The organism is Lysobacter defluvii IMMIB APB-9 = DSM 18482 (assembly GCF_000423325.1).
Taxonomy (GTDB): Bacteria; Pseudomonadota; Gammaproteobacteria; order Xanthomonadales; family Xanthomonadaceae; genus Novilysobacter; species Novilysobacter defluvii.
Genome location: NZ_AUHT01000004.1, coordinates 395646 through 415764, shown reverse-complemented (window position 1 = coordinate 415764; position 20119 = coordinate 395646). Strand labels below are relative to the sequence as shown.

The following is a 20119-nucleotide window of genomic DNA, read 5'->3' as shown; positions in this document are numbered from 1 at the left end:
CCTCCGGCGCGTCGTTGATGCCCACGGCCGACGCATACATCGAGGCACTCCAGCGGCGCATGCGCCTGCATGCGTACCGCACCCGTGGCAGCGACGGCATCCCGCGCGGTTGGGACGACTGGTTCGTCCCCGGCCCGCCCCCGGTGGACGCACGCGAGCATGTCGAGGCGATCGTGGCCGAACTCGCGGCGCGGCCGCCGCGCGCCCCTGAGCCGCCGGGCCCCGACCCGGGTCCCTGGCGGGCCTTCCTCGCGACATGGCGCCAGGGATGGGAGCCGCCCGACCCCGGAGACCGCCCGCTGCGCATTTTTGCCGGCGGGCTTTCCATTGCGTGGCACGTCGCGCTGTTCTTCGCGATGCTGTGGCTGCTGCTGACCGGGTTCGACCGGTCGGCGGCGTTGCCGCTGGGCGAAGAGGACGTAGTGCAGGTCGAGTTCATCGGCGATGGCGCGCCCGACGAGGCCGGGGGCGGCCCGGTCGACGTTCCGGAGGCATCGCCTGGTGCCGCGGACGCGACCGCCCCGGCAGCCGCGGCGGCGGCTCCCCAACGCGTGGTCGCCGGTGCCGCATCGCCCGAGCCGCCTGCGGCGCCCGAGCCGGCCGCCGCCGAGCCGCCGCTGCCTGCGCCCGCCTTCGAGGTGGCGCGCCCGACACCGGCCCCGGAACTGGCCGCCACGCCCAGCCCCCCGGTCGAGCGGGAGATCCCGATGCCCGCGCCGCGCGAGCAGCCACTGCAGGTCAGCGAGCCGGCCCCGGACACCACTACCGACTTCCTGTTGCCGCCGCCCACGCCGGCGCTCGAACCGTCGCTGGTGACGCCGGAACTGCAGGCCGTCGAACCCCGGCCGGTGGAGCGGGAGATCCCGGCGCCCCCGCGCCGGCTCGAGCCCGCCCCGGTGGCGGCGCCTGCCATCGCCGGCGCCGAACTGGAGCTGCCCGCCGGCGCCGTCGCCGAACGCGAGATCCCCATGCCCACCCCGGCCGCGCCGCTGCCACCGGCGCCGCAGCTGCGCGTCCGCCAGGCGCCAACACCGGAAGCCGGTCTCGAGCCCGGCCAGCAGCTCGTGCAGGAGCGCGGCATCCCCATGCCCGTGCGGACACCGGTGGCTCCCGACGCCAGTGCCGGGGAAGGGGACGCGGCCGACGCCGTGGCCGCCGCGGAGGAGGGCGCTGGGCCGGAAGCCACGGCCCCCGGCCAGCAAGCGGCAGCCGCGGACGGTCCGGCGGGTGCCGCGCAGGAAGCGAGCGGCGCCGCGGCGGTCGCAGGCGCCGGCCCGCGCCCGGTTCCCGCGCCGGGAGGCTGGACGGACCCCGTCCGCGGGGATGACTGGGGCGCGGCCGACCGCCAGCGCGACGGGGCGCAGGCAGGCGACCTCTCGGGCCTGTACGACAGCGCGGGCCGGGTACGCCTGGCCGAAACGCCGGGCAGCAGTGCCAGCGGGGATCCGCCTGGCACCATCACCGAAGAGATCGCCAACCTCGACCGCGCCGGCACCTGGCTGCGGCGCCCGCCGATCGGCTACGAGCCGACGTCGTTCGACCGGTTCTGGCGGCCCAACGAGACACTGCTGGAGGAGTGGGTCCGGCGCAGCGTGACCACCGTGCGCATCCCGATCCCCGGCACCAGCAAGACGCTGGTCTGCCAGACGGTGATGCTCGCCATGGGCGGCGGCTGCGGCATCGAGGACCCGAACATGGTGGAGCAGCCCGCGAGCGCGCGGCCTCCGCCGGACATCCCGTTCAAGCCCGAACTGCAGGAAGGCGGCGGGACCGGGCCCGCCGCCGGCTGAACGTCAGTGCTTGCCCTGGAGCGTGGTGATCTGCGCCGGGCGGGTGGCGAAGTACATGCTCAGGTCCGCGATCTGCTGGTCGGACAGCCCCTGCGCCTGCATCGCCATCAGCGCATGGTCGCGGTCGCCGTCGCGGTAGGCGCGCAGGGCGTAGGCGAGGTAGTCGCCGAACTGGCCGCCCAGCTTGGGGTAGGTCGGGTCGATCGGCGCGTTGCCGTCGGCGCCATGGCAGTCGATGCACGACTGGCCGGTGGCCGCGCCCTTGGCGTTGGCCAGCTGCTCGCCGGCGGCCGGGTCGCCCTTGGGCATCCCCGGCATCGCCGCGCCGGCGGAGGCGGGGGCCTCGGCGGTGCAGGCGGAAAGCGAGACCGCGGCGGCCAGGGCGAGCGGGGCAAGGAAGAAGCGGATATTGGTCATGTGCTGGCTACCTGTGCGCTCACTGCAGGCCGGAAAGGAAGGCGGCGATGTCGGCGATGTCCTGCTCGCTGAAGCCCTGCGCCTGCGCGTTCATGGTCGGGTGGTTGCGGGTACCGCGCTGGTACTCGGTGAGTGCGTTGACCAGGTACGTTTCCGACTGCCCGCCGATCTTGGGCACGTGGTAGTTGGGGTAGGCGTTCTTGTAGCCGGCGATGCCGTGGCAGCCCACGCAGGTGTAGCTGAGCTGGTGGCCGCGGGCGGGATCGCCGGCGCCGGCAGCCCCGTCCTGGGCCAGTGCGGGCGTGGCAACGAGGGAAAGCGCCAGGGCGGCGGCGGTGATCAGCGGTCGCATCATATTATCCGCGTTCTCTTTCTGCAGGCGGGTGGCATGGCCGGGAGGAACGCAACCCCCTCCCTTGGCCGCATTCGGCCGAGTATAGCTTTCGTTCACGTTCGTACGCATCCACCAATGCAAGCTGCGCGCGCCCCCCACCGTGACCTTTGGCGGATTGGGGCGTTTCCGGACTGGTGATATACCTATCTACAACACCGGCACAAGCCGGGTTCCGACCTTCCCGATTCCTTTTCTGACGGACCGTCCAATGCGCCAGCCCGCCCTCCGCAGCCCGAACCGCCGCGCCTTCCATGTTGCCGCCCTGGGGGCGAGCCTGATCCTCCTGGTCGCCTGCGGAGGCCCCGGCCAGGCCCCGGCGCAGGGCGCGGCGGCGGAAGCCGATGCCGCCCCGGTGCCGGTGGAGGTCGCCGCCGCCGAGCACCGCCCGATGGCCGCGAGCTATACCGGCACCGCGGCGCTGGAAGCGCCGGGCGAGGCGCAGGTGGTCGCCAAGACCTCGGGCGTGGCCCTGGAGGTGCTCGTCGCCGAGGGCGACCAGGTGCGGGCGGGCCAGGTGCTGGTGCGGCTCGACGCCGACCGCGCCCGCCTGCAGGAGGCGCAGAGCGCGGCGCAGATGCGCAAGCTGGAGGCCGAGTTCGAGCGTTCGAAGGCGCTGGTCGACCAGCAGCTGTTGTCGGCCGCGGACTTCGACCGGATCCGCTACGACCTGGAGAATGCCCGCGCCGTGAACCGGCTGGCGCGGCTGGAGCTGTCCTACGCCAACGTGACCTCGCCGATCTGCGGCGTCGTCGCGCAGGTCACTCCCAAGCCCGGCAACTTCGTGCAGATCAACACGCCGATCGTGCGCGTGGTGGACGCCTCGGTGCTGGAGGCGACCTTGAACGTGCCCGAGCGCGAGCTCGCCACGCTGCGCGCCGGCCAGCCGGTGTCGCTGCAGGTCGACGCACTGCCGGGCCAGCGTTTCACCGGCCGCATCGACCGCGTCGCCCCGGTGGTGGAGGCCGGCAGCGGCACCTTCCGCGTGATTGCCGCGTTCGAGTCCGGGGGCGTGCTCAAGCCCGGCATGTTCGGCCGCCTGCGGATCGACTACGACGAGCGTGCCAATGCGCTCGTGGTCCCGCGCTCGGCGCTGCTGGACGCGCAGGGCGAGAACGCCGAGGTGCTGGTGGTCGAGGACGGCGTCGCGGTGCGCAGGCCGGTGGAGCTGGGCTATGTGGACGGCGGCTGGATCGAGGTGCGCGACGGGCTGGCCCCGGGCGCGCAGGTGGTGGTCGCCGGCAAGGCCGCCGTGCGTGACGGCGGCAAGGTCACCGTGATCGACCCGGACGCGCCGGCGGTCGCCGACGGCGGCGAGCCGGACGGCGCCGCGGCGGTGGCCGGGGAACCCGCCGGCCAGGCCGGCGAGGGCGGCACCGCCAATTCCGCCCAGGACTGACCGGGAGCGCCGACGATGACCGACATGCGCCAGGACCCCACCCCGGCCGTACCGCCGCGCGCGGAAGGCGGCTTCGACCTGGTCGAGTTCTCGACCCGCCGCCGGGTGACGGTGGCGATGCTGATGATCACCCTGGTGCTGTTCGGGCTGATCGCGCTGGGCAACCTCAAGGTCAACCTGCTGCCGGACCTGAGCTACCCGACGCTCACCGTGCGCACCGAGTACACCGGCGCCGCGCCGGCCGAGATCGAAACCCTGGTCACCGAGCCCGTCGAGGAGGCCGTCGGCGTGGTCAAGGGGCTGCGCCGGCTGAAGTCGGTGTCCCGGACCGGGCAGAGCGACGTGGTGCTGGAGTTCGCCTGGGGCACCGACATGGACCAGGCCAGCCTGGAGGTGCGCGACAAGATGGAGGCGCTGCAGCTGCCCATGGATGTGGATCCGCCGGTGCTGCTGCGCTTCAACCCGTCCACCGAGCCGGTCCTCCGCCTCGCCCTGGCCGGTAGCGCGGGCGGGAGCGAGGGCGCGCTCACCGGGCTGCGGCGCTATGCCGACGAAGACCTCAAGAAGAAGCTGGAGCCGGTCGCGGGCGTGGCCGCGGTCAAGGTCGCCGGTGGCTACGAGGACGAGGTGCAGGTGCTGATCGACCAGCAGAAGCTGGCCCAGCTCAACCTGCCGCTGTCGACGGTGGTCCAGCGGCTTGCGCAGGAGAACATCAACCTGTCCGGCGGCAGCCTGGAAGAGGGGTCGCAGCGCTACCTGGTGCGGACCGTCAACCAGTTCGCCAGCGTCGAGGAGATCGGCGAGATGCTGGTGACCGTGCGCGCGGCCGGTGACAGCGCCGCCGAGGCCGCGGCGGCGGAGATGGCCCGCGTGGCCGCCGCGACCGGCTCCTCGGCCGCGATGGCGGCCGCCGCCTCCGTGCAGAGTGCCTCCGGGGGCTCCGGCGCGGTTGCGGGCGGCGTCCCGGTCCGTCTCAAGGACGTGGCCGAGGTCCGCCAGGGGCACAAGGAGCGCGACGCGATCATCCGCCTCGACGGCAGCGAGGCGGTCGAACTGGCCATCTACAAGGAAGGCGACGCCAACACCGTCTCCACCGCCGACGCCGTGCATGCGCGGCTGGAGCAGATCCGCGAGCAGGTGCCCGAAGGCATCCAGCTGACCGTGATCGAGGATCAGTCCACCTTCATCCGCCAGGCCATCGACGACCTGAAGAAGGACGCGGTGCTGGGCGGCGCGCTGGCGATCCTGGTGATCTTCCTGTTCCTGCGCGACGGCTGGAGCACCTTCGTGGTCAGCCTGTCGCTGCCGGTCTCGATCATTACCACCTTCTTCCTGATGGACCAGCTGGACCTCAGCCTTAACGTCATGAGCCTGGGCGGTCTGGCACTGGCCACCGGCCTGGTGGTGGACGACTCGATCGTGGTGCTGGAATCGATCGCCAAGGCACGCGAGCGGGGCCTCGGGATCCTTGAGGCTGCGGTCGCGGGAACGCGTGAGGTCAGCATGGCGGTGATCGCCTCGACGCTCACCACCATCGCGGTGTTCCTGCCGCTGGTGTTCGTGGAAGGCATCGCCGGGCAGCTGTTCAAGGACCAGGCGCTCACCGTCGCGATCGCGATCGCGATCTCGCTGCTGGTCTCGCTGACGCTGATCCCGATGCTGAGCGCGCTCAAGGGGCGCGCCCCGCTGGCCTTCCCGGAGGAGCCGCCGCGCGATCCGTGGCAACCGCGCTCGCGACTTGGTAAGCCGGCCGCGCTGGCGCGCCGCGGGGTCTTCGGGTTCGTGCGACGGGTGGTGTTCGGCATCGCGTGGGTGTTCGTGCGGGCCTGGCGCCTCGCCGTGCGGCTGGTATCGCCGGTGATGGGCAAGGCCAGCGACCTGGCCATGGCCCCGTACTCGCGCGCCGAACGCGGCTACCTGCGCCTGCTGCCGGTCGCGCTTGCACGCCCGGCGCTGGTGGTGGGCATCGCCACCGCCGTGTTCGCCGCCGCGATGGCCATCGTGCCGCTGCTGGGAACCGACCTGATCCCGCAGCTGGCCCAGGACCGCTTCACCATGACCGCCAAGCTGCCACCGGGCACGCCGCTGCAGGAGACCGATGCACTGGTCGCCCGCGTCCAGTCCCGCCACACCGGCGAGGAGGGCGTGCACGCGCTGTACGGCGTCAGCGGCAGCGGTACCCGGCTCGACGCCAGCCCGACGGAGAGCGGCGAGAACATCGGCAAGCTGACCGTGGTGATGGCCGGCGGCGGCAGCGCGGACGTGGAGGCGCGGGTTACCGAGCGCCTGCGCGAGACCATGCGGGACTTCCCCGAGGCGCAGGTCGACTTCGCGCGGCCCGAGCTGCTGAGCCTGTCCACCCCGCTGGAGATCGAACTGACCGGCCACGACCTGGACGAGCTGCAGGCCGCGGGGCGCAAGCTCGCCGCGATGCTGCGCGCCAGCGACCACTACGCCGACGTGAGCTCGACGGTGGAGCAGGGCTACCCGGAGATCCAGATCATCTTCGACCAGGAGCGGGCGGCGGCGTACGGCCTGACCACGCGTGACATCGCCGACGTGGTGGTGACCAAGGTCCGCGGCGAGGTCGCCACGCGCTACAGCTTCCAGGACCGCAAGATCGACGTGCTGGTCCGGGCGCGCGAGGATGACCGCGCCACCATCGCCTCCATCGGCGACCTGCTGGTGCCCGCCCCGGGCGGCGGGGCGGTGCGCCTGTCCAGCGTGGCCGACGTGGTGCCGACGATCGGCCCCAGCGAGATCCACCGCGCCGACCAGGTGCGGGTGGCGGTGGTCTCGGCCAACCTGCGCGGCATCGACCTGGGCACCGCGATCGAGGAAGTGCGCGCCATGGTCGCCGCCGATCCGCTGGGCGGGGTCGGCATGCACATCGGCGGCCAGGGCCAGGAACTGGGCGAGTCGGTGCGCTCGCTGCTGTTCGCCTTCGCGCTGGCGGTGTTCCTGGTCTACCTGGTCATGGCCTCGCAGTTCGAGTCGCTGCTGCACCCGTTCGTGATCCTGTTCACCATCCCGCTGGCGCTGGTCGGCGCGGTGCTGGCGCTGATGCTCACGGGCAACACCATCTCGGTGGTGGTGTTCATCGGGCTGATCCTGCTGGTCGGGCTGGTGACCAAGAACGCGATCATCCTGGTCGACAAGGTCAACCAGCTGCGCGAGGCCGGGGTGGCCAAGCGCGAGGCGCTGGTCGAGGGCGCGCGCTCGCGCCTGCGCCCGATCATCATGACCACCCTGAGCACGCTGTTCGGCTTCCTGCCGCTGGCCCTGGCCAGTGGCGCCGGGGCCGAGGTGCGCGCGCCGATGGCGATCGCGGTCATCGGCGGCCTGCTGGTGTCGACGCTGCTGACCCTGGTGGTGATCCCGGTGGTCTACGACCTGCTGGACCGCCGCTCCGACGCGCACTACCGCGAGCGCGCACGGCGGATCCGCATCACGCGCGGCCTGGAGGATGGCACCGGCACCGACGGCGTGGAGCAGCCCGCATGAGCATCGCCCAGCTGAGCCTGCGCCGTCCGGTCACCACCATCATGCTGTTCGTCTCGATGGTGGTGATCGGGCTGATCGCGGCCACCCGGCTGCCGCTGGAGGCGCTGCCGGACGTGTCGGCGCCGTTCCTGTACGTGCAGCTGCCGTACGAGGGTTCCACGCCGGAGGAGGTCGAGCGCACGGTGCTGCGCCCGGCCGAGGAGGCGCTGGCGACGATGACCGGCGTCAAGCGCATGCAGGGCAACGCCACCGCCAGCGGCGCCGGCGTGTTCATGGAGTTCTCCGACTGGGACCGCGACGTCGCGATCGCCGCCTCGGAGGCCCGCGAGCGCATCGATGCGATCCGGCAGGAACTGCCGGACGACTTCCGCCGCTACTTCGTGCACAAGTGGTCGACCAGCGACCAGCCGGTGCTGCAGGTGCGGCTGGCCGGCGACCAGGACCTGCGCTGGCAGTACGACCTGATCGACCGCGAGTTCCGCAGCCGGCTCGAGCGCGTGCCCGGGGTGGCACGGGTGGAGATCGGCGGCGCGGCCGCGAACGAGGTCGAGGTCGCGATCGACCCCAGCCGGCTGCTCGCCCATGGCATCAACCTCGACCAGCTGACCACCCGGCTGCAGCAGGCGAACTTCTCGGTGTCGGCGGGCGAGATCGAGGACGCCGGCCGCCGCCTGCGGGTGCAGCCCCGGGGCGAGCTGGAGGACATCGAGCAGCTGCGTTCGATGGTGCTGGACGAGCGGGGCACCCGCCTGTCCGACATCGCCGAGGTCAACTACCAGCCATCGCGCCTCAACATGGGCCGGCGCCTGGAGGGACGGCCCGCGGTCGGCCTGGACATCTACAAGGAGCGTGGCGCCAACCTGGTCGAGGTCTCGGGCCGGGTCAAGGAGGAGGTCGAGCGGATCCGCGACCGCCCCGGGATGGGCGGGATCGAGGTCAAGGTCATCAACGACATGGGCAAGGAGGTCACCGACTCGCTCATCGAGCTGGCCGAGGCCGGCCTGGTCGGCCTGCTGCTCTCGATCGTGGTGCTGTTCTTCTTCCTGCGCCACTGGCCGTCGACGCTGATGGTGACCCTGGCGATCCCGATCTGCTTCGTGATGACGCTGGGCTTCATGCACTTCGCCGGCGTCACGCTCAACGTGCTCAGCCTGATGGGCCTGCTGCTGGCGGTGGGCATGCTGGTCGACAACGCCGTGGTGGTGGTCGAGAGCATCTACCAGGAGCGCGAGCGCATGCCCGACCAGCCGATGCGCGCCTCGATCATCGGCACCCGGCACGTGGCCATCGCGCTGTCGGCCGGCACGCTGTCGCACGTGATCGTGTTCGTGCCCAACCTGCTCAGCGACACCAACCAGATCACCATCTTCATGGCGCAGATCGCGATCACCATCTCGGTGTCGCTGCTGGCCTCGTGGCTGGTGGCCGTCAGCCTGATCCCGATGCTTTCGGCTCGGATGAAGACCCCGCCCGCGGTGCACAACCCCGACGGGCTGATCGCCCGGCTGCAGCGCCGCTATGCCCGGCTGCTGCGCTGGACCCTGGAGCACCGCGGCTGGAGCGTGGCCGGCATCGCCTTGATCCTGCTGGTCAGCATCGTCCCGATGACCCAGACCAAGTTCAACATGTTCAGCGATGGCAGCACCGACCAGGTCGTGATCGGCTATCGCTGGCACGGCAACTATCCGCTGGAGGAGATCTCCGCCGAGGTGCTGCGGATCGAGGACTACCTCAACGCCCACCGCGAGGAACTCCGGATCCGGCAGGTGTACTCGTGGTTCTCCGAGGGCGGCGGCGCCGGGACCCAGGTCGACTTCGACGAGGGCACCGGGCAGGTGACCGAGTTGATCGACCGGATCCGCGAGGGCCTGCCCAAGTCGGCCCGCGCCGAGCTGCGGGTCGGCGAGCAGGGCGGGCAGGGCGGCGGCCCCGGCGGTGGCGGCCTGCGGGTGGAACTGGTCGGCGACTCGACCTCGGTACTGCACGGGATCGCCACCGACATCCTGCCGATCCTGCAGGCGGAGGAGTCGCTGCGTGACGTGCGCATCGACCAGGGCGACACGGGCAACGAGCTGCGCATCCGCGTGGACCGCGAGCGGGCGGCGGCATTCGGCTTCAGTGCCGAGCAGGTCTCCCGCTTCGTCGGGCTGGCGCTGCGCGGCGCCCAGCTGCGCGAGTTCCGCCGCGGCCAGGAAGAGGTCCCGGTCTGGGTGCGCTTCCAGGGTGCCCAGGACTACGGGATGGAGGACCTGGCGACCTTCACCGTCACTGCCCCGGATGGGCGCAGCGTGCCGCTGATGGCCATGGTCGAGGTGAGCTCCAGTCCGGTCGCGTCGCAGATCCAGCGCAGCAACCGCCAGACCTCGCTCCGGGTGGTCGCCAGCCTCGCGCCCGGGGCCACCATGCAGCAGGCGCGGCAGGCGATCGAGGCCGCGCTCGACCGGGTCGCGTTCCCGGCCGGCTACGGCTATAGCTTCGGCGGCAGTGGCTTCGAGGAAGAGGCCCAGGCCATGAACCAGATGCTGTTCAACACCCTGTTGGCGCTGGTGATGATCTACGTCGTGATGGCCGCGGTCTTCGAGTCGCTGCTGTTCCCCTCGGCGATCATGAGCTGCGTGGTGTTCTCGATCCTGGGCGTGTTCTGGCTGTTCTGGATCACCGGCACCACGTTCTCGGTGATGGCGTTCATCGGGATCCTGGTGCTGATGGGCGTGGTGGTGAACAACGGCATCGTGATGGTCGAGCACATCAACAACCGGCGCCGCGGCGGGATGAACCGCATGGACGCACTGGTGGAGGGCAGCCGCGAGCGCTTGCGCCCGATCCTGATGACCATGGGCACGGCGATCCTGGCGATGATCCCCATCTCGCTCAGCGACACGGTGGTGCTCGGCGGGCTGACCTACTCGCCGATGGCCCGCGCGGTGGCGGGGGGCCTGGCGTTCTCGACCGTCGTGAGCCTGCTGTTCCTGCCGACCATCTACGCGATCCTGGACGACCTGAGCATCGCCACCCGGCGGGTGCTGCGCAGCGCACGAGGGCTTCCGTCCGCCGCCACCGAGGCCCCGGCCACCAACGCGTAGGAGCGGCTTCAGCCGCGATCCGGCAACCACCGGATCGCGGCTGGGCTTGCCTCACCCGAACAGCCGGCCCAGCATCCGCAACCCGCCCGTCCACACCCCGATGGCGGTGCCCAGGCTGGTCAGGAAGAAGTTCAGCAGCACCCGGGCCACGCGGTTGCGCCACCAGCCCCGGACCGTCTGCACGTCGTCGCGCAGGGCCAGGAAGTCGGCGTAGGTCGGCTTACGGATCCAGGCCTCGGTCAGGGCGCTGAGTGTCCCCGAAGCCAGCGCCGGGTGCAGCGGTGTGATGGGTGATGCGAGGAAGGCCACCAGGATGCTCAGCGGATGGCCGCCGGCGATGGCGCAGCCGATCGCGCCCAGGATCCCGGTGGCCAGCACCCACTGCAGCAGCAGGTCCGTGCCCACGTCCAGGCCGCCCTGCCAGAAGCCCCAGGCGAAGCCGCCCAGCACGAACGCGGCCAGGCCGATCGTGAACCACGGGATGGAGCTCTTCTGCGGCACCGACTCCAGTTCGGCCCGGATGTCCGCGGCCGGGGCGGTGTCGGTCCGCAGGTGCGCGGCCAGGCCGCGCAGGTGCCCGGCGCCGACCACGGCAAGCACCCGGACCTGGCCGTCCAGGTTCGTGTCCTCGCGCAGCTGGCGCAGGCGGGCTGCCATGTAGTGGTCGCGCTCGGCGATCACCGTCTCGTAGATGTCCGGGCTGTCGCTGGCGAACTCCTCGAAGCTGGCCTCGAGCATGTCGCCCTGCTTGAGCTTCTCGATCTGCTCGTCGCTGACCTCCTCGCTGACGAACAGCGAGGTCAACAGGCCGCCGCCCAGCTTGGCGCGGCCCCACCAGCCCAGGCGGGCGGAGGCCCGGCGGAAGGTCAGCCCGACGTCGCGGTCGATGAGGTGCACCGGCAGCTCGCGCGCGCGTGCCTCCAGCACGGCGCGCTTGAGCTCCGCCCCGGGCTCGATGCCCAGCTGCTCGGCCAGGCGCCGCTGGTAGCCGGCCAGCGCCAGGTTGGCGGCGAACATCGCGGTCCTGCCGGAGCGGATGACCTCGACCAGGTCCAGCCTGGCCAGCGATTCGGTGTCCGTCAGCGCCTGCAGCCGCTGTTCGTCCAGCTCGACCGCGACCGCGTCGAAGCCGCCGCTGCCGATCGCGTCGCGCACCGCCTCCACGCTCTCGCGCGAGACGTGCGCGGTGCCGAGCAGCAGGTACTCGACGCCGTCACGCTCGACCCACTCGTGTGGCTGCCCGTGCAGCCAGGCGGGCGCCTCAGTCACGGTACCGCCGCAGCAGGTCCTGGTAGGCGTCGATGCGGCGGTCGCGCAGGAACGGCCAGATCCGGCGCACGTCCTCGCTGCGGCGCAGGTCGACCTCGGCCATCAGCACCTGCTCGGTGGTGTCCGCCAGGGCCAGGAACTCGCCCTGCGGACCCAGCACGTGGCTGTGGCCCCAGAAGTCCACGCCCGAGGCGCCCAGCGGGGAGGGCTCGTGCCCGACCCGGTTGCACGACAGCACCGGCAGCCCGTTGGCCACGGCGTGGCCGCGGTGGCTGAGGATCCAGGCGTCGCGCTGGCGGTCCTTTTCGGCCTGGTCGTCGACCGGGTCCCAGCCGATCGCGGTCGGGTAGAGCAGGATCTCGGCGCCGGCCAGCGCCATCAGGCGCGCGCCCTCCGGGTACCACTGGTCCCAGCACACCAGCACGCCGAGGCGGCCGACCGAGGTGTCGATCGGCTCGAAGCCCAGGTCCCCCGGCGTGAAGTAGAACTTCTCGTAGAAGCCCGGGTCATCGGGGATGTGCATCTTGCGGTACTTGCCGGCCAGCGAGCCGTCGGTTTCCAGCACCACCGCGGTGTTGTGGTACAGGCCGGCGGCGCGGCGCTCGAACAGCGAGGCGACGATCACCACCCCGTGCTGCGCCGCCAGGCGCCCGAGGCGCTCGGTGCTCGGACCGGGGATCGGCTCGGCCAGGTCGAACTCCGTGACGCACTCGTGCTGGCAGAAATAGGCGCCGTTGTGCAGCTCCTGCAGCAGCACCAGGCGGGCACCCTTGGCGGCGGCTTCCGCCACCCGCTGCTCGATGACCGCGAGGTTGGCCTCGGCATCGCCGTGGTTGCGCTCCTGGATGAGGGCGACCGGGAGGATGTCGTGCTTCATGGGGGAACTCCGTGGAATCAGGCGAGGACGCCGGCGGGCAGCTGCATGGTGATGCAGTGCAGGCTGCCGTTCTGCCAGATGAGGGGGCGGCAGGGCACCTGGAGGATCTCGCGGCCGGGGAAGGCGCTTGCCAGCACCGCGGCCGCCTGCGCGTCGGCAGGGTCATCGTAGGCCGGCATCAGTACCGCGCCGTTGATGACCAGGAAATTGGCATAGCTGGCGGCCAGCCGGCGGTCCTCGTCGAGCACCGGCCGTGGCCAGGGCAGCTCGAACAGCCGGTATGGCTCGCCTTCGGCGGTGCGCAGGGCGGCCAGCTCGGCCGACATCGCGCGCAGCTCGTCGTAGTGGCTGTCCGCGGGATCGTCGCAGCCCTGGTACACGATCGCATCCGGCGCGGCGAAGCGGGCGAGGGTGTCGACGTGGGCGTCGGTGTCGTCACCCTCCAGGTAGCCGTGCTCCAGCCACAGCACGCGGTCCTGGGCGAGGCTGCCGGCCAGCACCGCGTCCACCTCCGCGCGGTCCCGGTCGGGATGCCGCTCGGCCAGGCAGCGCCAGGTGCTCAGCAGGGTGCCGGCGCCGTCGGTCTCGATGGCGCCGCCCTCGAGCGCGAAATCGACCTCTTCGCGCCGGGCCGACCGGAACAGCCCCCGTGCGGCCAGGCCCTCGACCAAGCGGTCGTCGCGCTCGGCGCCGAACTTCCCGCCCCAGCCGGTGAAGCGGAAGTCCATCAGCCGGAAGCCCTCGCCGTCGCGCAGCGTCACCGGCCCGGTGTCGCGCAGCCAGGTGTCGTCGTACTCGATCTCCACGAAACGCACGCGCTCCATGTCCACCCGTGCCGAGGACAGGCGCGCGCGGGCGTAGGCTTCCACGTCCTCGTCGGCCACGCAGACGATCACCGGCTGGAAACGGGTGATCGCCGCGACCAGCGCGATGTAGGTCTCCTCGACCTCGCCGAGGCGGTCGGCCCAGTCGGTGCCGGCGTGCGGCCAGGCAAGCAGGATCGCGGACTGGGGTTCCCACTCGGCGGGGAAGCGTACGGCTTGGGTCATGGATGCTCCGTCGGGGCTACAGCACCGGCGGCTTGGGGCCGATCTCGCCGGGGTGCGCGCGGTTGACGACCACGTCGATGACGCGGTCCTTCTCGAAGTAGATGGTGAACTGCGGATAGACCCAGCGATGGATCACGGGCCATTGGGATTTCTGGCCGCCGCGCGGGTCCAGCCGCTCGGCCGGTTCGCCGTAGCGGGCCTGCACCTCGGCCATGGTCTGGCCGCGCACCGGCACCACGGCCGCTTCCTTGCTGTTGGCGCGGTCCACGAGCAGCGTGTCGGCCCGCGCGTCGCCCTGGGCGAGTGCGCCTGTCGCGAGCACGGCGGCAAGCAGCGTCGTTCGGATCATGGTCCTGGTCATCCTCGTTCCCCATGTTGGTCTGGTGCACGTGCCGCCGGCGGCGGCATCCCCCGGGCGTGTCCCGCCGGCCGGCGGAATTCCCCGGCCGGGATTGTACGCAGGGGCGTGCGGCGGGGCGCCGCCGGGGTTCGCAGAACGAAGAAAGCCGCCCGGGGGCGGCTTTCCGTTACAGGCCGTGGCCCGCGGGTTCCGGAGTGCGGTGCACTCAGCGCTGGCGCGCCTTGAAACGCGGGTTCGACTTGCAGATCACGAAGACCTTGCCGCGACGACGAACGACCTTGCAGTCGCGGTGACGGGTCTTCGCCGACTTCAGGGAGGACAGGACCTTCATGACAGACCTCGAAAACGGTGGTGGATCGGCAAGCCGGCAATTCTAGCCGGGCGTGCCCGCGCCATGCAAGGGCCGGGGTGATGGCCGCGGACGGGGAAGCGCCGGATAATGCCGCCATGGACAACGAAAACGGAAACCACGCACCGCCGGGCCCCGGCCAGACGGCCCCGGTCATCACCATCGACGGCCCCTCCGGGTCGGGCAAGGGCACCATCAGCCGGCTGGTCGCCGAGCGGATGGGCTGGCACTACCTGGACTCCGGCGCGCTGTACCGCGCGGTCGGCGTCGCCGCCGGCTGGGGCGACATCGACCTGGCCGACCCCGCGGCGCTGGTGCGCTGCACCTTCGATACCGTGGTGGAGTTCCGCGACGACGGCGGCGAACTGAGGGTGCTGGTGAACGGCACCGATGCCACCGGAGAGCTGCGGACCGAGACCGCCGGCGCGGCCGCCTCGGCCATCGCCGCCATCCCGGAGGTGCGCGAGGCGCTGAAGGAACGCCAGCGCGCATTCAGGCAGGCGCCCGGGCTGGTCGCCGACGGGCGCGACATGGGCACCGTGATCTTCCCGGACGCCCGGGCGAAGGTGTTCCTCACCGCCAGTGCCGAGGAGCGGGCCGGCCGCCGCTATAAGCAGTTGAGCGACAAGGGGGTTTCCGTTAACCTGAGCGGTCTGCTACGGGAGATCCTCGCCCGTGATGCGCGCGATGCCAATCGCGCGGTGGCGCCGCTGCGGCCGGCCGCTGACGCGGTCACCGTGGATACCACCGGGCTTGGCATCGACGAGGTCGTCGGGCGCGTGCTCGCGGTCGTGGCGCAGGCGGGGCTCGTCCCGGAGCAGCAGTAGAAGTACGCAGCACCAGCAAGACGCAAGACGCAACACCAGCAAAGCCCCGCCGCACGACGCGGCGGATCCACCAACCAGACCGGTGTGGCTCGTCCGCACCATATCAAACGGGTGGGCCCGGCAGGGCCGCCGCACGGCACGTCCAGTGCCAGCGGGTTCCACGGCAGCCGAGGCCCGTTTGTCCAACCGGATTATTTTCCAATGACCGAATCATTTGCCGAACTGTTCGAACAGAGCGAGGCCCGCCTCGCCAAGCTGAAGCCGGGTGCCATCGTCACCGGCACCGTCGTGGAGATCCGCGGCGATGTCGTGGTGATCAACGCCGGCCTGAAGTCTGAAGGCATCGTGCCGATCGAGCAGTTCCGGAACGAGGAAGGCGAGATCGAGGTGGAGAAGGGCGACGAGGTCAAGGTCGCACTGGACGCCATCGAGAACGGCTTCGGCGAGACCATCCTCTCGCGCGAGAAGGCCAAGCGCGCCATGGTGTGGGACGAGCTCGAGGAAGCCCTCGAGAACAACGAGACCATCACCGGCCGCATCAGCGGCAAGGTCAAGGGCGGCTTCACCGTCGACATCAAGGACGTGCGCGGCTTCCTGCCGGGCTCCCTGGTCGACGTGCGCCCCGTGCGCGACTCGACCTACCTCGAGGGCAAGGAGCTGGAGTTCAAGCTCATCAAGCTCGACCGCAAGCGCAACAACATCGTCGTCTCCCGCCGTGCCGTCGTCGAGAGCGAGCACTCCGAGGAGCGCGAGGCGCTGCTGGAGAAGCTGGTCGAGGGTGCCGTGCTCCCGGGCGTGGTCAAGAACCTCACCGACTACGGTGCGTTCGTCGACCTGGGCGGCATCGACGGCCTGCTGCACATCACCGACATGGCCTGGAAGCGCGTCCGCCATCCGTCCGAGGTGGTGGAAGTCGGCCAGGAGCTGGACGTCCGCGTGCTCAAGTACGACCGCGAGCGCAACCGCGTCAGCCTGGGCCTGAAGCAGCTGGGCGAGGATCCGTGGGACAACATCTCCCGCCGCTACCCGTCGCAGACCCGCGTGTTCGGCAAGGTCTCCAACGTCACCGACTACGGTGCGTTCGTCGAGATCGAGCCGGGCGTCGAGGGCCTGGTGCACGTGTCCGAGATGGACTGGACCAACAAGAACGTGAACCCGTCGAAGATCGTGCAGGTCGGCGACGAGGTGCAGGTCATGGTCCTGGACGTCGACGAGGAGCGCCGCCGCATCTCGCTGGGCATGAAGCAGGTCACCTCCAACCCGTGGGAGACCTTCGCCGTCCTGCACAAGAAGGGCGACAAGGTCGAGGGCCAGGTCAAGTCGATCACCGACTTCGGCATCTTCATCGGCCTGGAAGGCGGTATCGACGGCCTGGTGCACCTGTCCGACATCAGCTGGAACACCACCGGCGAAGACGTCATCCGCGAGTTCAAGAAGGGTGACACCGTCGAGGCCGTGGTGCTGGCGGTGGACCCGGAGCGCGAGCGCATCAGCCTGGGCATCAAGCAGATGGAGCAGGATCCGTTCGGCCAGTACATGGCGTCGAACTCCCGCGGTTCCATCGTCACCGGCACCATCAAGGAAGTGGACGCCAAGGGTGCGCTGGTCGAGCTGGCCGACGGCATCGAGGGCTACATCGCCGCGCGCGACATCTCGCGCGAGCGCGTCGACGACGCCTCCAAGGTGCTGAAGGTGGGCGAGGAGGTCGAGGCACGCTTCATCGGCATGGACCGCAAGGGCCGTCAGATGCAGCTGTCGATCAAGGCGAAGGACGAGGCGGAGATGCAGGAGGCCGTGGCCGACTACAACCGCTCCAGCGCCGACGCCGCCAGCGGCACCACCAAGCTGGGCGCGCTGCTGCGCGAACAGCTGGGCAACAAGTCCGAGTAATCTGCGGACGGCGGCGGCACCCGCATCGCGTGGGTGCCGCCTTCCGATGGCGGCCCGGCCCCGGCCGGGCCGTCGTCGTGTCAGGGCTTCCTGAAACCGAGCATGACCAAATCCGAACTCATCGAGATTCTTTCCCGCCGCCAGCCGCACCTGAAGGCCGAGGACGTGGACCTGGCAGTCAAGACGCTGCTGGAGACCATGGCCGCGACCCTGGCCGATGGCGAGCGGATCGAGATCCGCGGGTTCGGCAGTTTCTCGCTGCATTACCGCCCGCCGCGCATGGGCCGCAACCCGAAGACGGGTGAGCCGGTCGCGCTGGCAGGCAAGCACGTCCCGCACTTCAAGCCCGGCAAGGAGCTGCGCGAGCGCGTAAGCGACGTAATGCCGGTCGACGAGGACGACTGATCCCCCTTCCTGTGGCTGCAGATGGGCCCGGGCGGCTAAGCTTGTCGCCCGTACGCCGCTGTCCTGGAGCCGCCATGCGACTTGTCCGACTGCTGATCGCGGTTGCCTGCATCCTGCTGGGCGCGCTGGTCGGCGCCCTCAACGTGCAGCCCGTGGTCGTGAACCTCGGCTTCGCCGGGATCCCCGCCAACCTCGGCATCGCGCTGATCGTCGCGCTGCTGCTCGGCGCCCTGCTGGGTGGCCTGGCGGTCGCCGCAGGCCGCCCGCGCACGGCTGCCGGCCACGGCGCCGCCACCACGGGGAGCCGCTGAGCGGATGGCCTTCATCAACGAGTGGTTCTGGTTCTTCCTGTTGCTGCCGATCGCCGCGGTCAGCGGCTGGGTGATCGGCCGGCGCGGCGGCGAGCGCCACAGCGACACCCAGGTCAGCCGCCTTTCGACGACCTACTTCCGCGGCCTGAACTACCTGCTCAACGAGCAGCCGGACAAGGCGATCGAGCTGTTCCTGCACATCGCCGAGCTCGACAAGGACACCTTCGAGACGCAGGTCGCGCTGGGCCACCTGTTCCGCCGCCGCGGCGAGGTCGACCGCGCCATCCGCCTGCACCAGGCGCTGGTGCAGCGCCCGGGGCTGAGCGATGCGCAGAAGGTCCAGGCGCTGCTGGCGCTGGGCGAGGACTACATGCGCGCCGGCCTGCTGGACCGGGCCGAGACGGTGTTCAGCGACCTGGTGGCGCTCGACATGCGCGCGCCGCTGGCGCTGCGGCACCTCATCAACATCTACCAGGCCGAGCGCGATTGGCCGAAGGCGATCGAGAACGCGCGTCGCTACGAGGACGCCACCGGCGAGCCGATGGGCAAGCTGATCGCGCAGTTCGAGTGCGAGCTGGCCGACCGCCACCGGGCCAACGGCGACGAGGCGGCGGCACGCGAGGCGGTTGCGCGCGCCTACCAGGCCGACGCCAACTCCGTGCGCGCAGGCATGCTGGAGGGCCGGATCGAGGTCGGGGCCGGCAACGAACTGGCGGCGATCCGCGCCTTCGAGCGGGTCGCGCGACATGACCCCGATTACCTCCCCGAGGTGATGCCGCAACTGCTGGCCTGCTACGAGCGGGTGGGGGACCCGACCGGCGCCCGTGCTTTCCTGGCCGAGATGAGCGAGCACTACCGTGGCATCGCCCCGGTGCTGGCCCTGACCCGGATGGTGGAGGCGCAGGAAGGCGTCCCGGCCGCGCGGGCGTTCCTGGCCAAGGAGCTCAAGGACCGGCCCTCGGTGCGGGGCGAGGCGGCGCTGATCGAGCTGAGCCTGGCCGAAGGCGCCGACCCGGTCGCCACCCTCAAGGACCTGGGCAACATCACCGACCAGCTGCTGGTGCGCAACCCGAGCTACCGCTGCAACCGGTGCGGCTTCGGGGCGCGCAGCCACCACTGGCAGTGCCCCAGCTGCAAGGAGTGGGGTTCGATCAAGCCGCTGCTGAACTACGCCGTGGTCTGAGTCCGTGGCCATGGCATGGATGCTGCCCGCCCTGGTGGGCCTGTCGGCGCTGGGCACCTGGCTTGCCCGGGCCTACGCGCTGCGCCGGCAGCTGGTGGACCAGCCCGGCGAGCGCCGCAGTCATTCCGTTGCCACGCCGCGCGGGGGCGGCATCGCGATCGTGGTGGTGGTGCTGCTTGCCGCCGGCGGCGTCGCGGCCTCCGGTGGCAGCGATCCGGCCAGCGTGGGCCTGTTGGCGGCGTTCGCGGGCGGACTGGCGATGGTCGCGCTGGCCGGGCTCGTGGACGATCACCGTCCGCTGTCTCCGTGGCTGCGCCTGGGCGTGCATGCGCTCGCCGCCGGCTGGTTCGCCATCGTGCTGTGGCTGGAGGGGGCGGCCCCTGCGGCCGCGGTCACCACCTTCCTGGCCATCGTCGTCCTGGTGAACGTGTGGAACTTCATGGACGGCATCGACGGCATCGCCGCGACCCAGGCGGTGCTGGTCGGGGCCGGGCTGGCCGTAGGGCTCGACGGGGCGTGGTCCCTGCTGGCGGCGGCGCTGACGGCGGCGGCGCTTGGCTTCCTGCCGTACAATCTGCCCCGCGCCCGGATTTTCATGGGCGATGTTGGAAGCGGTGCCATCGGGTTTGCGCTGGCGGCGCTGGGTGGTGTCTTCACCGCCGGGGCCGGCCCCAGGGGGGGATTGCTGCTGCTGGTGCCGCTTTCCGCGTTCCTCGTGGATGCCGGGCTCACCCTGCTGCGGCGGGTGGTCCGGGGGGAGCGCTGGTGGACGCCGCACGTCCAGCATGCCTACCAGGGGTGGGCGCGCCGCGTCGGCCACGTGCGGGTCACGGCCGCGTATGCGGGCTGGACCGCGGCGGGGCTGCTGCTGGCTTTCGCCTGCCGGGATGTTGACCTCGTCTTCATCCTGCTCGGCGGCCTGGGGTGGTATACCAGCGCCGCCGTCGCCTGGTGGTGGTTGCAGCGCCGCGACCGGTCGCGTGGAGAACCGAAGACCGAATGAGAAAGGACATC

The 20119-nt window shown here is 71.0% G+C and carries 17 protein-coding genes; 10 read left to right on the top strand and 7 right to left on the bottom strand.

Annotation, left to right across the window (positions count from 1 at the left end):
• Nucleotides 1-17: 17 nt before the first annotated feature.
• Nucleotides 18-1790, top strand: coding sequence for a hypothetical protein (locus G545_RS0102015; protein WP_027068936.1), 1773 nt, complete (start codon nt 18-20; stop codon nt 1788-1790).
• A gap of 3 nt (nt 1791-1793) precedes the next feature.
• Here the strand turns inward: G545_RS0102015 and G545_RS0102010 are convergent, their stop codons facing one another.
• The gene (locus tag G545_RS0102010; RefSeq protein ID WP_027068935.1) at nt 1794-2207 is read right to left on the bottom strand and encodes a c-type cytochrome; all 414 of its coding nucleotides are present in this window, start codon (nt 2205-2207) and stop codon (nt 1794-1796) included.
• Nucleotides 2208-2226: 19 nt separating this feature from the next.
• Complete coding sequence (locus G545_RS0102005) at nt 2227-2559, bottom strand: c-type cytochrome (RefSeq protein ID WP_036139209.1); 333 nt, start codon at nt 2557-2559, stop codon at nt 2227-2229.
• Between the two features lie 250 nt (nt 2560-2809).
• On the opposite strand from G545_RS0102005, the gene G545_RS13200 reads away from it, so the two are divergent.
• The 3 genes from G545_RS13200 to G545_RS0101990 are packed head-to-tail and all read left to right on the top strand — an operon-like array spanning nt 2810 to nt 10584.
• Nucleotides 2810-3997, top strand: coding sequence for an efflux RND transporter periplasmic adaptor subunit (locus tag G545_RS13200; RefSeq protein WP_052347243.1), 1188 nt, complete (start codon nt 2810-2812; stop codon nt 3995-3997).
• A 24-nt stretch (nt 3998-4021) separates the two neighbouring features.
• Nucleotides 4022-7501 (top strand): efflux RND transporter permease subunit, encoded by a 3480-nt coding sequence (locus G545_RS0101995; protein WP_231553163.1) that lies wholly within the window; start codon nt 4022-4024, stop codon nt 7499-7501.
• Nucleotides 7498-10584, top strand: coding sequence for an efflux RND transporter permease subunit (locus G545_RS0101990; protein WP_027068932.1), 3087 nt, complete (start codon nt 7498-7500; stop codon nt 10582-10584). Before G545_RS0101995 ends, G545_RS0101990 begins: the two co-directional genes overlap by 4 nt.
• A gap of 51 nt (nt 10585-10635) precedes the next feature.
• Here the strand turns inward: G545_RS0101990 and G545_RS0101985 are convergent, their stop codons facing one another.
• The 5 genes from G545_RS0101985 to ykgO form a co-directional block, all read right to left on the bottom strand.
• Entirely contained in the window at nt 10636-11853 is a 1218-nt protein-coding gene (locus G545_RS0101985; RefSeq protein WP_027068931.1) for a TraB/GumN family protein, read from the bottom strand.
• Entirely contained in the window at nt 11846-12730 is an 885-nt protein-coding gene (locus tag G545_RS0101980; RefSeq protein ID WP_027068930.1) for a carbon-nitrogen hydrolase, read from the bottom strand. The genes G545_RS0101985 and G545_RS0101980 overlap by 8 nt, the downstream gene beginning before the upstream one ends.
• 17 nt (nt 12731-12747) lie before the next feature.
• Nucleotides 12748-13779: an agmatine deiminase family protein gene (locus tag G545_RS0101975; protein WP_027068929.1), complete on the bottom strand. Its 1032-nt coding sequence runs from the start codon at nt 13777-13779 to the stop codon at nt 12748-12750.
• A gap of 16 nt (nt 13780-13795) precedes the next feature.
• On the bottom strand, nt 13796-14128 hold the full coding sequence (locus G545_RS0101970) for a hypothetical protein (RefSeq protein WP_027068928.1): 333 nt from the start codon (nt 14126-14128) through the stop codon (nt 13796-13798).
• Between the two features lie 217 nt (nt 14129-14345).
• Nucleotides 14346-14471, bottom strand: coding sequence for a type B 50S ribosomal protein L36 (gene ykgO / locus G545_RS0101965; protein WP_005913193.1), 126 nt, complete (start codon nt 14469-14471; stop codon nt 14346-14348).
• Nucleotides 14472-14587: 116 nt separating this feature from the next.
• On the opposite strand from ykgO, the gene cmk reads away from it, so the two are divergent.
• From cmk to G545_RS0101935, 6 genes are all read left to right on the top strand, one after another.
• The gene (gene cmk / locus G545_RS0101960; RefSeq protein ID WP_052106566.1) at nt 14588-15316 is read left to right on the top strand and encodes a (d)CMP kinase; all 729 of its coding nucleotides are present in this window, start codon (nt 14588-14590) and stop codon (nt 15314-15316) included.
• 201 nt (nt 15317-15517) lie between these two features.
• Entirely contained in the window at nt 15518-17206 is a 1689-nt protein-coding gene (gene rpsA, locus G545_RS0101955; protein ID WP_027068926.1) for a 30S ribosomal protein S1, read from the top strand.
• A gap of 102 nt (nt 17207-17308) precedes the next feature.
• Nucleotides 17309-17611 (top strand): integration host factor subunit beta, encoded by a 303-nt coding sequence (locus G545_RS0101950; protein WP_027068925.1) that lies wholly within the window; start codon nt 17309-17311, stop codon nt 17609-17611.
• Nucleotides 17612-17685: 74 nt separating this feature from the next.
• A complete protein-coding gene (locus tag G545_RS13195; RefSeq protein WP_052106565.1) occupies nt 17686-17922 on the top strand; it encodes a lipopolysaccharide assembly protein LapA domain-containing protein in 237 nt (78 codons plus the stop codon).
• Between the two features lie 4 nt (nt 17923-17926).
• Nucleotides 17927-19105: a lipopolysaccharide assembly protein LapB gene (gene lapB / locus G545_RS0101940; RefSeq protein ID WP_027068924.1), complete on the top strand. Its 1179-nt coding sequence runs from the start codon at nt 17927-17929 to the stop codon at nt 19103-19105.
• A gap of 10 nt (nt 19106-19115) precedes the next feature.
• Nucleotides 19116-20108, top strand: a complete 993-nt coding sequence (locus G545_RS0101935) for an MraY family glycosyltransferase (protein ID WP_036136191.1) — start codon at nt 19116-19118, stop codon at nt 20106-20108.
• Nucleotides 20109-20119 lie beyond the last annotated feature (11 nt).